Annotated in this window: 14 protein-coding genes, 1 tRNA gene and 2 pseudogenes; 4 read left to right on the forward strand and 13 right to left on the reverse strand. The window is 60.2% G+C overall.

Annotation, left to right across the window (positions count from 1 at the left end):
• Position 1: 1 nt before the first annotated feature.
• The 5 genes from FJ953_RS26845 to FJ953_RS26865 all read right to left on the reverse strand — a co-directional run bounded on the left by FJ953_RS26845 (position 2) and on the right by FJ953_RS26865 (position 3,698).
• Entirely contained in the window at positions 2 to 739 is a 738-nt protein-coding gene (locus FJ953_RS26845; RefSeq protein WP_140625429.1) for a hypothetical protein, read from the reverse strand.
• Entirely contained in the window at positions 736 to 1,224 is a 489-nt protein-coding gene (locus tag FJ953_RS26850) for a hypothetical protein (protein WP_140625430.1), read from the reverse strand. Before FJ953_RS26850 ends, FJ953_RS26845 begins: the two co-directional genes overlap by 4 nt.
• On the reverse strand, positions 1,221 to 1,727 hold the full coding sequence (locus FJ953_RS26855; protein ID WP_140625431.1) for a hypothetical protein: 507 nt from the start codon (positions 1,725 to 1,727) through the stop codon (positions 1,221 to 1,223). The genes FJ953_RS26850 and FJ953_RS26855 overlap by 4 nt, the downstream gene beginning before the upstream one ends.
• 67 nt (positions 1,728 to 1,794) lie before the next feature.
• Positions 1,795 to 3,297 (reverse strand): terminase large subunit, encoded by a 1,503-nt coding sequence (locus tag FJ953_RS26860; protein WP_246674912.1) that lies wholly within the window; start codon positions 3,295 to 3,297, stop codon positions 1,795 to 1,797.
• Between the two features lie 2 nt (positions 3,298 to 3,299).
• Positions 3,300 to 3,698 (reverse strand): hypothetical protein, encoded by a 399-nt coding sequence (locus FJ953_RS26865; RefSeq protein WP_140625432.1) that lies wholly within the window; start codon positions 3,696 to 3,698, stop codon positions 3,300 to 3,302.
• 758 nt (positions 3,699 to 4,456) lie between these two features.
• Here FJ953_RS26865 and FJ953_RS26870 point away from each other — a divergent pair.
• Positions 4,457 to 4,789 carry a hypothetical protein gene (locus FJ953_RS26870; protein WP_140625433.1) on the forward strand — a complete coding sequence of 111 codons (333 nt, stop codon included), beginning with the start codon at positions 4,457 to 4,459 and terminating at the stop codon, positions 4,787 to 4,789.
• 70 nt (positions 4,790 to 4,859) lie between these two features.
• Here the strand turns inward: FJ953_RS26870 and FJ953_RS26875 are convergent, their stop codons facing one another.
• Genes FJ953_RS26875 through FJ953_RS26885 form a run of 3 tightly spaced genes read right to left on the reverse strand, consistent with a single transcriptional unit; the run spans position 4,860 to position 5,773 of the window.
• A complete protein-coding gene (locus tag FJ953_RS26875; RefSeq protein WP_140625434.1) occupies positions 4,860 to 5,057 on the reverse strand; it encodes a hypothetical protein in 198 nt (65 codons plus the stop codon).
• On the reverse strand, positions 5,054 to 5,242 hold the full coding sequence (locus FJ953_RS26880) for a DNA-binding protein (RefSeq protein ID WP_140625435.1): 189 nt from the start codon (positions 5,240 to 5,242) through the stop codon (positions 5,054 to 5,056). The genes FJ953_RS26875 and FJ953_RS26880 overlap by 4 nt, the downstream gene beginning before the upstream one ends.
• Positions 5,243 to 5,284: 42 nt before the next feature.
• The gene (locus FJ953_RS26885; RefSeq protein WP_140625436.1) at positions 5,285 to 5,773 is read right to left on the reverse strand and encodes a MerR family transcriptional regulator; all 489 of its coding nucleotides are present in this window, start codon (positions 5,771 to 5,773) and stop codon (positions 5,285 to 5,287) included.
• Positions 5,774 to 5,948: 175 nt separating this feature from the next.
• Here FJ953_RS26885 and FJ953_RS26890 point away from each other — a divergent pair, with 175 nt between their 5' ends.
• Positions 5,949 to 7,142, forward strand: coding sequence for a site-specific integrase (locus FJ953_RS26890; RefSeq protein WP_140625437.1), 1,194 nt, complete (start codon positions 5,949 to 5,951; stop codon positions 7,140 to 7,142).
• Between the two features lie 32 nt (positions 7,143 to 7,174).
• Positions 7,175 to 7,247: transfer RNA gene (locus tag FJ953_RS26895), tRNA-Ser, on the forward strand.
• 90 nt (positions 7,248 to 7,337) lie between these two features.
• Here the strand turns inward: FJ953_RS26895 and FJ953_RS31215 are convergent.
• Positions 7,338 to 7,508, reverse strand: a pseudogene (locus FJ953_RS31215) (MBL fold metallo-hydrolase); the annotation flags it as partial.
• 63 nt (positions 7,509 to 7,571) lie between these two features.
• Positions 7,572 to 8,216, reverse strand: coding sequence for a redoxin domain-containing protein (locus FJ953_RS26905; protein WP_140498517.1), 645 nt, complete (start codon positions 8,214 to 8,216; stop codon positions 7,572 to 7,574).
• A 747-nt stretch (positions 8,217 to 8,963) separates the two neighbouring features.
• Between FJ953_RS26905 and FJ953_RS26915 the strand changes: the two are divergent.
• Positions 8,964 to 10,910, forward strand: a pseudogene (locus FJ953_RS26915) (AI-2E family transporter); the annotation flags it as partial.
• 301 nt (positions 10,911 to 11,211) lie between these two features.
• Here the strand turns inward: FJ953_RS26915 and FJ953_RS26920 are convergent.
• The 3 genes from FJ953_RS26920 to FJ953_RS26930 are packed head-to-tail and all read right to left on the reverse strand — an operon-like array spanning position 11,212 to position 13,534.
• Positions 11,212 to 11,892 (reverse strand): HAD family phosphatase, encoded by a 681-nt coding sequence (locus FJ953_RS26920; RefSeq protein WP_140625439.1) that lies wholly within the window; start codon positions 11,890 to 11,892, stop codon positions 11,212 to 11,214.
• Positions 11,893 to 11,918: 26 nt separating this feature from the next.
• Positions 11,919 to 12,704, reverse strand: coding sequence for an inositol monophosphatase (locus tag FJ953_RS26925; protein WP_140561359.1), 786 nt, complete (start codon positions 12,702 to 12,704; stop codon positions 11,919 to 11,921).
• Entirely contained in the window at positions 12,701 to 13,534 is an 834-nt protein-coding gene (locus tag FJ953_RS26930; RefSeq protein WP_140498512.1) for a phosphodiesterase, read from the reverse strand. Before FJ953_RS26930 ends, FJ953_RS26925 begins: the two co-directional genes overlap by 4 nt.
• Positions 13,535 to 13,644 lie beyond the last annotated feature (110 nt).

The following is a 13,644-nucleotide window of genomic DNA, read 5'->3' on the forward strand; positions in this document are numbered from 1 at the left end:
CTCACCTCACCATCTTGCGGAAGATCGCGGCGGCTGTCGCTGGTGTCTGCTCGTCCAGCCAGAACCAGAATTCGTGCGCGGCGTCGTCATCTAGGGCGTCAGTCAGGCGCTTGGCGCGGGCGCGGAGCTGCGCCACGTTCTGCGCGGCATCAGAGCCCCATTCCGCAACCAGCACGCTGCCGGCTGGTGTGGCCTCGAACGATTTCACCTCGTTTGGGGTGGCGGGCATGACATAGGCAGGCCCCGCGGCTATTTCAGCGTAGGTGGCTATCCGGGCAGTCTCGGGTACATCACGGTCGAAATGCTCCATGAACACGCGCTGCTCACGATTCCCGCCGATCGTGCGCACGATGTCGGACGCGGTGCGCTGCACATTGACGAGGTGGGCACGGAAACCGCCCATCTCGTCCCAATCCGAAACCAGCCGGCGGCCGGCATCCGAACTGCACAGCGAAATCCGGCTCTGCTCTGCGTCCATGGGCTGGGTCGGATTAACCGAATCCGGGTTTATGGTTGCCTGCTCCGATTGTAGGATTTGCGCATACTCACGGTCCATGCCATCGGCGTAATACCGATCGATGTCAGTGCGCATGACGTGCTGAATCTCAGCCTTACGACCGGCGCCGGCAGGCAAGGAGGCAAAGCCCGCCTGTTCGGCACCGGTCGTAAGGCCTTCACCCGTCGCAGAGCCTGCTCCAGCCGCGCCAGGATTCTCGGATGTGGTAAGTTCGTTGCTCATGCGACCCTCGCCGGATAGAGCTGGGCCAGGAGGCGGGTTGCCAGATCGGCGTTCGCCGTAGGCTGCGTCATCGCGTGGCCATCAGCCTTGCGCTCTACGATGTAGCCGAAGCCGTTCCAGGCGACGCGGTACTTGTCGTCCTCGAAAAGCTTGTCGAAGCGGGCCGGCAAGCTCGTAAGACGTGGCTTGCAGAGCACGGCGCCCTTACCGTCAGCACTCGCGACAATCGCCTCCGCCAGCCAGCTTTCGTCATAGGCGACGATGGTGACGCGATCCAACTTGCGAAGGGCATTCTTGCTGCCGTTCTGGAGCTTCCGCCAAACTGTTGGTTCCTTCAGGTCGTCGGCCACGAAATCAGCGGGGACACGCACCAGATATTCCCGCCAGACAAAGCCGGTGGACTGGAGCGTTACACGGGCAGGATCGATGTCGGGCGCCGATCGCGGGGCGGCCGGAATTTCCGTCGAAAGTTCTGTCTTGCTCATTTTCTGTCGGCTCCTTTCAGGGCGGCCAGGATCTCGTGTTCGGTGATGGACTGTTCGGCTTCCTTCCAACTGCCGGCGAAACGGCTCCAGGCATCCGGAAAAACGATCATCCCGAGCTTGCGGCGCAGCCCGAACAGAGGCTTCAGAGCGCATGTCAGCATGTGGGAGAGCCGTACCTCAGTCTCATGAGGGTCGAGGATGCCGGCACCGCCTGTCTGGTTCAGGGCGCGGACCAGGCCGGCGCAATCACCATTGGCAGCAATCCACTGCTTGCTGGCCTCGCGCAGGTCTATGGCAGCCTTCTCAGCGCGCTCCACAGCCTCAAGGCGTTCCGTGTTGCGGCGCTCAAGCTTCTCCTTCAGGGCGTCAATGCGGGCCTGTCCTGCCGCCGCCGCTTCCATGCGCTGCCGGCGCATCTGCTCGCCCTCGGCGGCAGTGAGCCCGGAAAGCTCACGTTCGACGCCAAGGATCTCCTCCAGATCGAATGGCTTGTCGTCCAGCAAGGCGATTCCATGCATGTGCTTCAGTTCGGTAAGGCGGCTTTCAGCCTCTTGCCTGCGTGCTGCGATATCAGCCATTGCGCGATGGTCCTTTCATGGGCACAGGGCCGTATCGTCCTGTTTTTGCCTTCATGCCGGCGTGGGACAGATTGACGACTGGCGCGCGGCTCCCGCCGCCGTAGTGGTTGGCGTCGGCACGGTTCAGGGAGGGCACATGCATGACGGCTCCGAGCGCCGCATTCGCGAGATCGTCGGAGGCCCCTGACATATGGTCGATGTTGTCTCGCCCGGTGCGCGTCGTGCGCCGCTCAAGCTGCGAAATCTGCCCGACAAGGCGGGTGTTATCGAGAAGCGAGGTGATCCCGCCCATGAGCTGCGGCAGGGCGTCCAGATAGATTTCCGAGCGGGTGCGCTCCGCTGCAACGTAGCGAACGCCTTCCTTTTTGAAGGCTTCCGACACCCAGGCGCCGGCATATCTGTCGCCGGTGGCGCTGGTGATTTTGTAGGTGTTCAGGACACGGCAGAACTCGCCCACAACGTCGTGCGGATCAAAGGGCGGCTTCTGTTCCCGCAGGCAGTCCAAAACGCTCCTGTCGCCTTCCCTGTGGGCAATGCCGAGCGTCATGCTGTCGTGCGCACCGCCGCTCGGATCGCAGAAGGCCACGTAGCGGTATTGCCGAAGATACGGGCGTTCCTTCACCCCGATATCGACGCAGCGTTCCACCACGGCCCGATCAACGAAGGTGGACAGGTCGCCACGGAACTTTGCATCCCATTCGGCGGCGGCTGATTCCGGGTCGTCGCGGTGTGCCTGGTCGATAACTTCCGTGTCGATGGTCGGGTTGAAGACCTTGGTTCCCGCCTGCACCACAAGCACCTGAGCATCGTTCTTGCCGAAGCAATCCCTGTGCTTGGTATAGAGCAGGCCACGTTGCGCGTATGGGCTCGATATGCCGATCAGCATCCCGCCAGTCGTTGCCAATGCAGGCAGTACGGCGCGGTAGGTCTCGACATCGGGCAATGAGGTGGATTCGTCGCGCCAGAAGCCAACTTCGTCAAAGATGCAGGCAATCAGGGTGCGACCGCGAACCGTGCGGTAATTGTTGGTGTGGACGGCGATGGCGATGTTGCCGGCAACCTTGATCTCATCGTTGGTCACGCTCTCGACAAGCTGCGAGAGGATGGGCGAGGCTTCGAAGAAAGCCCGGATGTAGTTGAACACGGCCTGTGCCTGAACACGTGAGGCGGCCAGCACGAGGATGGTTCCGACTTCACCCGGCGCAAGCTTGTTCGAATGGTCATGGAAAGCGGCAATGAAGTCAGCCAGGGCGGCTGCAATGCGCGACTTGCCCGAGCGGCGGCCGATGATGCACCAAAGCTCACGAACGCGCTTGGAAGGCGGCTCCCTGCCACCAGCAACGGCATTGAAGGCGATAAGCTCCTCGGTTGATAGCTCCAGGCCATAGGCAGCGCGCAGGATCGCAATCCATGTGTCCCATGTGGTCGATTGCCCGAGAGCAGCACCGAGCAGGTTCGGATCACGCAATGCCGTGTCGATGGTGATGTTTGCCAAGCTCACGAGGCGGCACCAGCGTACTTGGTGGCGGCATAGTCCTTGAGGCTTGGCGTAATGTCCTTCAGTGCCCGCCGCTCAAGCCCGAGATCAGCCAGGAGGCGGCGCTGCGCATTGGTCAGAGCCATGAACTCGTTGATGTCGATCGGCTCGCCTTCAAGGTAGTTGGCTGCGGCATCCTTCAGCATCGCGCCAAGGCAGGCCACGTTGTCGATAAGCTCCAGCTTCATCACGCTCAGGTTGGGCTTGCCGCCAAGGTCAGCAGCGAGGCTGTCCCGCAGTTCGAACACCACGCGGGCAGCAGTCGTGCGACGGTCGAGATCGTCCAGTGTCTTAAGCCGAACCTTTCCGGCCGGCTTCGGGCTGGACTCGCCTTCCATCTCTGCTGCATCTGCGCTCAATTTTGCGTCTCCAAATCAGTAGCGCCAGACTATCATCGACGCAACATGCTCGCAACATGTCACAAATTATCGTTGAATATCAGGCATTTGCAAAACGACTGTCGGATGAATAATCCGCATGTCTCAAAGGCTCCCAATGGCTACGGAGGCAATAAGCGCGCCGAACAAAAGAGCTTTGAGGCTTTGGGAGTGGTCAGGCAGGCGTCTGCTTGTTGCTAAATTGCTTATGACGGGGCCTGAGGTATGCGGAGCAGAGCTAGGGCTTCTGTCCCCGAGATATAGAGGTAGTGGTGGAATCCGTACTATGGCTAGTAGTGGTGGAATCCGTACTATGGAATGGGCCTGAGAGGTCCGGTTTCCGTACTAAGGCTTGGTACGCTTTCCGATACTGGTGATCTGTTGCAAGCCTAGCTGTTCTTGCCAGCAGTTCGGCCTGTTCAAGTGTTTCAATCCTGCGCCAGTCGTCGGTCGGCTCTGTCAGCCTGGAGGGCCTGTAGGTGAGCCGGTAGAGACTGGGGCGTCTCCACTCTGCATTGCCAGCCCGGCCGCGTTCTGTGATCTCCACAAAGCCTAGTGCGACCACTTCCCGAATTGCCGGGGCGATGGCCTGCCTGTGGATGCCGTATTCCTGAAATTGATCGAAGGTGGTTGGCAGCTTGCCGTTGTCGTCGCCACCATGCGAAGCCAGCTCAATCTCAAGTCGATCTAGAACCCTGTGTCCGGATTGTGAAAGCACGCGATAGGCAGGAGAGCTTTGCATGGCGATCAGCCGCCATGAAAACTGGCCCCCGATCGTTGTGCTTCCCTTTTTGCGCGCCTTTCCTTTGTCAGCCATCGACAGCCTCGCACCGCATGCGGCGATGTTCCCGCTTGTGGTGCAGTGGGCAAAGCCAGGTCACGTCCAGCGGCCTGAGATAGTCGCTGTGGTGGCCGTGCGTTTCCGGGGCGCCGCAAGCCTGACAAGGCTTCCGCTCGATAAGGCCGCGCTTGATTGCAGAGCGCAGGGAAGCATGAGCCCACATCTCAAGAGGATGGGCGGCATTCCACCTTTCCTGCGGCGTTGGCGAGTTGCGACCGTGGCGGGCTTCTGATAGGTTTGCAGAATTGCTGCTTTCGTATCTATTACCGCTCTCGGATGCCAGTCCGGGAGCGGTTTCCATTTCAGGGTTTCTCATTGGTTAGTCCCCTAATCCGTGCCGATTCCCGCATTGCGTGGACGGCTTCCACAGCCGAGAGCCCGAACCGTTTGCGCAGGAATGGAGTCAGTGGACGTTCAGCCTTCCACCAGTTGACGCTCAACCAGACAGCCGCTTCATCGGCGGCGGCGGACAATTCATGATCGATGCCGCTATTACTCATGCTACGTCCTCCAGAAAGAGGGCGTGGAGCTTGCTCCGATCTGCCACCCAGCGATTGCCAACCTTGCGGGCGGGCAAAGATCCGCTTTCGAGCATGTAAAAGGTCTGACGGGGCGTGCGCTGGATCACCTTGGCGATTTCAGCGCAGCCCCAAACAAGGTCGATCTTAGGTTTGTCATCATTCATCAAAGACGTTCTCCGTTCTTGTTGACTCAAAAAAACGCGTACTCAACGCAAGGCTTTGACGTGGGTGTTGACCAGTAGCGTCAAGCTGATCGAACTCGGCTCAGATTCATGCATAGCCATCATTGCGCCGATGCCTGCATACTGAGCTCCAGGCTTCGCGCTCGGGCGAGGCACATAGAAGGAAACCGGTACGGCATCGGCACCGTCAAACGCGCTGACGATGAGATAGCACTTGGCGGCCCCAGCAATGCTGGCCTCGATGTCCGTCCAGTAGACCTTGCCGTCACCTTCACCATTCAATTGGCCACGGATGCCATTAGAGATTAGGGCAAGCTGACCGATCGACATCTGAAGGCGGTGAAAGGGCACCATCAGGCAGGCGATCAGGGCCTCCTGGCGGGAGTAGCGGCGATAGGTGCCGGTGCCGCCGTGCACGTCGTCTGTCAGGATGACACCTGCCTCTGCCCAAAGCTGGAGGGTCCGACGCTTGGCGCCAGTGATCTCGGTGAGATCCGAAAGGGTATATTCCATCTGTCGTCATCCTAACCAAGAACGCTTTCCGTTCTTTGTTTCGCATGAGTGCCTGCTACTGTCAAGCCTCCCCATTCGGTGCCAGTGGATAACGAACGCTTGACGTCCGGATTATTTGCGACATACTGCAACATGGTCCCGGTTAATCCAACCGGCTACAAAGTGGGGTTTCAAGATGTCGGTACGCAAGCGCAAGTGGACTACGGCAAAGGGTGTCGAGCGTGAGGCATGGGTTGTTGACTATGTGGACGGGCAGGGCGCCCGCCGGCTGAAGACGTTCGAGCGCAAGAAAGAGGCCGACGCGTTTGAGGCCACGTCAACGGTGCAGATCATGGAGGGCACCCACGTCGCGGACGGCGCCAGCACCACGGTACAGAAGGCGGGCGATCTGTGGACAGCAGCAGCCGATAACGCGGGCCTGGAGCGCACCACAACCGACCAGTACCGGCAGCACCTTAAACTCCATATTGCGCCGTACCTCGGAGGCACCAAGCTTAACGAGTTGAGTATCGCCACGGTGCGCGCCTTCGAAGACAAGCTGATCGCGGATGGCCGTTCGCCTGCGATGGTGCGCAAGGTATTGGTGAGCCTCGGCTCATTGCTGGCAGACGCGCAAGAGCGTGGCCTCGTAGCCCGCAACGTGGTCCGCGACATGCGCGGCAAGCGTAAGGGTAAGGGACGGCAGGAGAAGCGCCAGAAGGGGCGGGTTAAGGTCGGCGTGGACATTCCGACGCGCGACGAGATCAAGGCCATTGTAGGGGCTTTGGAAGGGCGCTGGAGGCCGGTCATCCTGACAGCCATTTTCACCGGCTTGCGAGCCTCGGAGCTTCGCGGGCTGCGCTGGAGTGATGTCGATTTCACCAAGCGGGAAATCAGGGTCCACCAGCGGGCAGACAGGCACAATGAGATAGGTAAGCCCAAGTCTATCTCTGGCGAACGCACCGTGCCGGCGCCTCCCTTGGTCATCAACACCTTGAAGGAATGGAAGTTGAAGTGTCCGAAGGGCAAAGAGGGATTGGTGTTCCCCAACGGCAGCGGCAACGTCGAGCAGTTGCCGAACATCGTTCGCCGTGGCTGGCACCCTGTCCAGATCTCCGCTGGCGTCACTGTTGAGACGAAAGAGAAGGACGAGAACGGCGCCCCGGTCCTTGCGCCCAAGTACAGCGGCTTTCATGCGCTGCGGCACTTTTATGCTTCGTGGTGCATTAACAGCGCCGATCAGGGTGGGCTTGGGCTGTCTGCCAAGGTTGTGCAGGAACGCCTAGGGCATTCATCGATCGTCATGACCCTGGACGTTTACAGCCATCTGTTTCCGAGAGGTGACGATGGCGAGCAGATGGCGGCGGCGGAAAAGGCGCTGCTCGGCTGATCGCGACATAAACGCAACATGGAAGCGAAAAGACCAATAGTATCAATTGTTGCACTCGGATTGTGGATCCGGAGGTCGCTGGTTCGATCCCAGCCAACGGTACCATCGGCTTTCCTCTAAACAACTGGTTTGCTCAATAAAATTTTGACCGTGGACTTCCGGGCTTGCTCTGTAAAGCGACAGCCTGCTCAGGCTGTCGAAACCGCCGAAGTGATCCATGTGCATATGCGTCACGAAGACGTGCGAGATTCGCAGGATTTCGCGCAGCGAAAGCGTCGAAAGCTCTCCGAGATAGAAAAGGATGGCCCTGTTGCGGAAGCGGAAATCCAGTAGCAGGCCCGGATCGGAAAAAGGTTCGTTTACCAAGCGCGGCTGGACAAAAAGCGTGACTGGGAGAAGACCGCCGCGAGCGATGCTGGCTTCCTCCGTTCAGCTTCTCTTTGCCCGACCGGCATATTGGTCGACCGCGCCGGCCATCTGGAGCATGAGTGTGTCCATGGAGATGGAATTCCCGCCATAGGGGTAGAAGTCGGATTTATCGCCTTTCTTCCATTTCTCCCGCAGCTCGGGTTCGGTGATGTCCCAGTCGCGATAGGTCCTTTGCGCCAGTTCGCGCAGTTCTGCGTGCAATTCGGCGGTGGAGGGGCGGCCCCAGTAATAGTAACCGTTGTAGACCTTGAAGACTTCGAGGTCCCGCCCGAGCACGATCGTGTGCGGGATCATCACGTCGTGCGTGGTGTCGGTGTATTCCTTGATGTCCAGGTCCTTCTGCACGAGCCGTTCCTCGTCATAAAGAAAGGGCCAGGGCGCGGAGGTCTGCTGGCGGTAATTGTTGGTCGTATGCCAATCATCCGTGGTGATCGTGACGAGCTGTGTGTAGCCGACGACCAATTGCGAGTGAAACCGCACCAGTTCGAGCATTTGCTGCCGGTCTTTCGGACAGAAGAACCCACGCGTCAGCATCACGATCATCAGCTGGTCGCCCTGCAGGTCCGACAGCCGCCGTGGTGTCTTGGTGTGGTCGGGAAGAACGTAGTCGGGGAACTTCGCGCCAGCCACAATGTCTTGTCTCATTTTCAGTCGCTCCCATCGATCCGGTTCTGTAACTCCCGAACAAAAGACTCCCCCCCATGTTCCTTTATTCCAGGCAAGCCGATATGACGGCCGTCTGCCGTCGAACCGGCGACCCCATCGAGAGCGCATCCAAGTCGAGTTCGCCATCGACGATCGGCTTGCCGCCCTTTTCCAAACTCGAGCTTCGACCGGTTTTCGGTGCCTGCTTTTGAGTTCGTCAATCACTCCCTTGATCATCGCTAAACGGATTTCCGCGTAACCGCCGTGTAGTGCGTGATGGCACCCTCGTCGGGATCCTGAAAATGCACGGTAGCGTCGGCTGCGGCCGAGAATCCGCCGCTTTCAAAGTGTCGGCTCGGGAGAACGTGTTGTAGCCCGGCAAAACCGCAGCGCTGATCCGTTCAGCGAATTCCGCTGGCCAGTCACCTGGCCGAAATACGGACGCGCCGGTCACGCCATGCGTGATGACCTTGGTCATTGCCAGCCGGGTAGGAAGCACGCCGCCAAAGAAATCTTTTGGGCCTGCGAGGGACGCTGCGGATGTTCCGATGATCCACACCTTTGGGCTACATGCCCTGCAAAAGTTCGAGATCATCACACATGCGGTGTAACGAACCAGGTCATTGGCCAGAAGCTGAGGAGGTGCCAGTATATGGACCAGCGCACGCTTTGCGCGGTTAGGCCATGGCCGTCCTCTAAATCGCGAGATTGCAGATAGGTCCCATCATGCCCCCTGCTTTTATGACATCGAAGTTGGCAACCGTCGTGGCGATGATTGCTACCGTCGCCATTCTTTACGTCGCCAAGGAGGTCCTGCTGCCATTGGCAATAGCGGTCCTTCTCACATTTGCGTTGGCGCCGATTGTTTCTTTGCTCCGAAAGTTGAAGCTGCCGCGAATGATCGCTGTGCTTGGCGCGGTTGCATCGGCCTTCGTCCTCGTGTCGCTGTTCAGCCTGATCGTTGCCACGCAGGTGAGCCAGGTCGCGCAGGACATTCCGACATACCAATCCAACATCCTCGAGAAGATTCGGACTTTGAAAGAAACAGGATCCGAAGACGGCCTTATCAGCCGGCTCGGCAAGGTGTTCGAGCGCGTCAACACTGAGATAAACAAATCCCAATCCAGCGGGCAGGCAGATGTGGAGCAAACCACGAAGCAGCAGGATCCGCTTCTGGTTCAGATATTCTCGCCCCAGCGTCCGATAGAGACGCTGAGGAACATCATCGAGCCGCTGATCGGACCACTCGCCACGACCGGCCTTGTCATCATCGTGGTGATTTTCATGCTGCTCGAGCGTGAAGAATTGCGGGATCGATTCATCCGCCTTGTGGGCTACAGCGATCTCCATCGCACGACCCAGGCATTGCAGGATGCAGGCAGTCGCGTCGGACAATATCTGCTCATGCAATTGGTCGTGAACATCGTCTACGGCGTGCCCCTTGCGATAGGTCTTTGGTTTCTTGGCATTCCCAATGCCCTGCTATGGGGCATGTTGGCCGTTGTCTTGCGTTTCGTGCCCTTTATCGGTCCGGTTATCGCGGCGGTGATACCTTTGTTTCTTGCCTTCGCAGTGGCTCCCGGCTGGAGCTTACTGGTATGGACTGGCGCTCTCTTCATCTTGGCAGAGCTCGTAATCAGCAACATCGTCGAGCCCTGGCTTTACGGCTCGCACACGGGCCTCTCGCCGCTGGCGATCATCGTAGCCGCCGTTTTCTGGGCTTGGCTATGGGGCCCGGTCGGCTTGGTGCTGTCGACGCCGTTGACCGTCTGCCTTGTCGTGCTTGGACGGCACGTGCCCCAGTTCGAATTCCTGCAGATCCTGTTTGGCGATGAGCCGGTGCTTGACCCGAAGGAGCGTCTGTACCAGCGGCTTCTTGCCGACGATATCGACGAAGCCACCGACAACGCGGAAGAAATGCTCGAGGAGAAATACCTGATCGAGTTCCACAGCACGGTTGCGATTCCGGCGTTGCTGCTTGGTGAACAGGACCGGGCTCGGGGCGCACTGACGGCAAGTCAGTTGGCGAACCTTGCCGAAAACGCCCGCACCCTGGTGGCCAACCTCAACGAGATCGCCGCGGAGGAAGAAGAAGAGGAAGAAGACGAGCACGCGGAAAAAGAAGGCGCGAGCGCGGATCCGGGCGAAGAGGATGAGGATCAAGCCGAGTTTGCGCCTGATCTCCCGGATGGTGCTGGGAAGTCAGTGCTGTGTATCGGCGGGCGCGGAGACCTCGACGATGTGGCCGCTGCGATGCTCGCGCAGGTCATTTCGATCGAGGGTGCGGATTGCGTGGCCGCGAGCCACCGTGACCTCCTCCCCGCGCGGATCCGGAAACTTCCGCTTGAAGCTCGCGACGCAGTCGTCGTGGGCTTCCTCAACCGCGAATCGTTCAAACACGCGGTGTTCGTCGTGAGGCGCTTGAGGCGACTCGCACCGCGTGCACGCATCGGAATCGCGCTCTGGCACGACACCCATGACAAGCCCAGGGAGGATGCGGCGGGCCTCGCCGAGCAATTGGAAGCGGACTTTGTTGCGTTCAACGTGGTCGACTGCGTGACGGGTGCGCTTTCAAACGAAGAACCGCGTCAAGTGAAAAAGAGAAAGCAAAGAAATCTAAGGCGGCCTCGCGCTCGTCAGGGCGTGGCGGCGACGGTGCAATTGGACGATTCGTTGGCTCAGCCGGTGCGGTGATCGTCAACGGCACGGCCCTTTTTGGACCAACTTCGGCTACCTGATAATGATCATGTGAGCGGTACCTCTGGCACCGGCAGGTAGTTTCGAAAGTTCGCTGGCAATCGCGCATCCACAGCGAACATCCGGGTGTTCGCTCTCCGTTCGACCTTAAGCAGATTCTGAAACAGCTCTTGTTCCGGCCCCAATTACGGAATCCTACCTATCTGTTACATTCGGCGACGCGGCGCTTTCGACGGTGTTTGAGCAGGAAAGGGCGGTGCCGGATTATCTGCTGCCCGGCTTTCGCTGGGCCTGAAATCTACACGGAGACGGGTGCGATCAACTCCAGAGAAACGAGTTCGCGCGCGACTTCGTCCCAGTCGGCGCAGATGGTTCGGGCGCCGGCCACGCGTAGTTTCTCGGCATGCCCCGGATAGGTGTGGCCGCCGCCGATGAAGCCGATCGCCGTCATGCCGGCGGCGACTGCGCCCTGCACGCCGAAAGGCGAGTCCTCGACAACCGCGCAGTGCTTCGGTTCGATGCTCATCTGATCCGCGGCGAACAGGAAGATGTCGGGGGCGGGCTTCCCGCGCGCGACCATTGACGATGAGAATATGTTCTCGCCGAAGAATCTCGCGAGCCCTGTGACCGAAAGGCTGTGATGTATCCGTTCCAGCGAGGAGGATGAGGCGACGCAGCGGGGATTGGACAGCCGTTCAAGGAAGGGCTTCAGGCCCGCCATCGGCTGCAGACTTTCGGTGAAGAGCGCTTTCACCTCGTCCCATAAATCCGTGGTCTGATGCTCCTCAAGACGATGGCCGGTCGTGAGCCTGATGCGCTCCAGGATGTCGGTCTGCTTCATGCCGACGCATTGCAGGACCGCCTGCGGGTCGAGTTCCATGCCGTGTTTCGAATAGACCCGCCCGTAGGCAAGCGCCGCCAGCGGTTCGCTGTCGACCAGCACGCCGTCGCAGTCGAATATGATCAATGTGTCTTGCATGCTCGCTCCGGTTTGCGCGCCAGGTGTCACAGGCCGCGTAGCGCTTCAAGAAGTTCGTCGTGAATGAGCCCGTTCGAGCCGACCTTCTGCGTGTCCTCGTCTGTGGAGTCGACACCTGAAAGCGTGGTGACCTTGCCTCCTGCTGCGCGTAGCAGCGGCATGGCAGCCGCGTAGGACACGACGTCGGCCTTGATCGAAACCGCCGCATCGAGCTGGCCGGCGGCGACCATCGAATATTCAAAGGCCCCTGAGACGATAACGCGCACGCCGCGCGCGCCGACGCCGAGCCGCCGCACGATCTCTGCGGTGCGCGCCACCTCCTCGGCCGAAAAGTGCGACGTCAGCACGACGGCAATGACCGCATCGGCCAGTCTTGCAGTTGTCGACACATTGGCCGTCTTGCCGTTGACGGTCGCGATCCCCTCGCAGGTGTAGTGCGCCTCGAAGCCGGCGGCGGGCGCGACGGTCAGGCCGACCTTCGTCGCACCCTGCTCCTGATAGGCCATGGTGACGGAGAACCACGGCAGGCCGGACGCGTAGTTTATCGTGCCGTCGAGCGGGTCGACGATCCAGCGGCTTTCGCCCAAGATTCCCGTCGTGCCGGCTTCTTCCGACAGGATGGAAGCTTGCGGCGTAAGCGCGCGCAGCCCGTCGATGACAATGCGCTCCGAAGCGAGATCGGCGGCGGTGACAATGTCCAGCCCTTCCTTGCGCGTGACGTCGAGGCGCTCCTCGCGCATCGACATCAACGTCGCGGCTGCCTTGCGTGCGACGGCATCGGCGTCTTTCAGGATTTGACGGTAGTCGCTCATGTTTCGTTTTTCCCGGGGTAGTCGACATCGGTGATGAAATCGTGGGCGGGGCCAAAATCGCCGATCGGGACGACGTGCGAAACGATACCGGTCTGCGGCGACCAGGCGTGCAGGGCGAAAGCCGGCGGTTCGAAGATGAAGCGATTGGGCTCGCCCGGACGAAGATCGAGCGCGACCTGGTGCGCGACGCCCGGCGCGACGAAGCCGACCGTGCCGGCAAAGCGCGTGGTGATGGGCCGGTGATAGTGCCCGCAGGCCACCCGCTCGATTTCGGCGTGGGACCTGATCATGTCGCGGAAGCCGTCGCCGACGACGCACATCATGATGTCCATGCCGTGCACGCCGACGGGAAAGGGCGGATGGTGCATGAAGACGAAGGTCGGGCGGCCGTCGCCCTCGGCGAGACGCTCACCGAGCCAGGCTTCGCGCCGCTCGCAGATCGCACCACCGTCCTCGCCCGGCTGCACCGTGTCCAGCCCGATAAGGCGGACCGGAAGGTCCTCGATCGTATAATGCAGGAAATCCGGCGACTGGCTCAGATAGGGGAATTTCGGCGCCATCACCTCGCGCATTGTCTCACGCCGGTCGTGGTTGCCAGGAATGACGAAGACGGGCATGGGCAGGGCCGACAGCATGTCGGCGACCAGCGCATACTCTTCCGGGCGACCGCAATCGGCGAGATCGCCGGTGACGAGGACGCAATCGGGCGCCGGATCGAGCGCGGCGACGGTCGCGATGGCGCGACGAGTCATGGTGTTGGTCTGGAGACCCTCATAGGCCATCTGGCCGTCGGGTCGGATATGAAAATCGCTGATCTGTGCAATGAGCATCGGGAGGTCCGGCAGTGTGAAGGGAGGGCTGACACAAGAAGGGCGCCACATCGGCGCCACCTTAAAAAGGGCGCGCCAGCCGAAGCCGGCCGGCGCGCGTGGCATGGCGA

The sequence above is a fragment of the Mesorhizobium sp. B2-3-6 genome, assembly GCF_006442305.1.
Classification (GTDB): domain Bacteria; phylum Pseudomonadota; class Alphaproteobacteria; order Rhizobiales; family Rhizobiaceae; genus Mesorhizobium.

What these genes read in the sequence shown, in the direction of transcription:
- FJ953_RS26845 (WP_140625429.1), bottom strand. Translation starts at nt 739, where the DNA reads ATGAGCAACGAACTTACCACATCCGAGAATCCTGGCGCGGCTGGAGCA.
- FJ953_RS26870 (WP_140625433.1), top strand. Translation starts at nt 4,457, where the DNA reads ATGGCGATCAGCCGCCATGAAAACTGGCCCCCGATCGTTGTGCTTCCC.
- FJ953_RS26930 (WP_140498512.1), bottom strand. Translation starts at nt 13,534, where the DNA reads ATGCTCATTGCACAGATCAGCGATTTTCATATCCGACCCGACGGCCAG.
- FJ953_RS26885 (WP_140625436.1), bottom strand. Translation starts at nt 5,773, where the DNA reads ATGGAATATACCCTTTCGGATCTCACCGAGATCACTGGCGCCAAGCGT.
- FJ953_RS26920 (WP_140625439.1), bottom strand. Translation starts at nt 11,892, where the DNA reads ATGCAAGACACATTGATCATATTCGACTGCGACGGCGTGCTGGTCGAC.
- FJ953_RS26905 (WP_140498517.1), bottom strand. Translation starts at nt 8,216, where the DNA reads ATGAGACAAGACATTGTGGCTGGCGCGAAGTTCCCCGACTACGTTCTT.
- FJ953_RS26925 (WP_140561359.1), bottom strand. Translation starts at nt 12,704, where the DNA reads ATGAGCGACTACCGTCAAATCCTGAAAGACGCCGATGCCGTCGCACGC.
- FJ953_RS26875 (WP_140625434.1), bottom strand. Translation starts at nt 5,057, where the DNA reads ATGAGTAATAGCGGCATCGATCATGAATTGTCCGCCGCCGCCGATGAA.
- FJ953_RS26880 (WP_140625435.1), bottom strand. Translation starts at nt 5,242, where the DNA reads ATGAATGATGACAAACCTAAGATCGACCTTGTTTGGGGCTGCGCTGAA.
- FJ953_RS26850 (WP_140625430.1), bottom strand. Translation starts at nt 1,224, where the DNA reads ATGAGCAAGACAGAACTTTCGACGGAAATTCCGGCCGCCCCGCGATCG.
- FJ953_RS26890 (WP_140625437.1), top strand. Translation starts at nt 5,949, where the DNA reads ATGTCGGTACGCAAGCGCAAGTGGACTACGGCAAAGGGTGTCGAGCGT.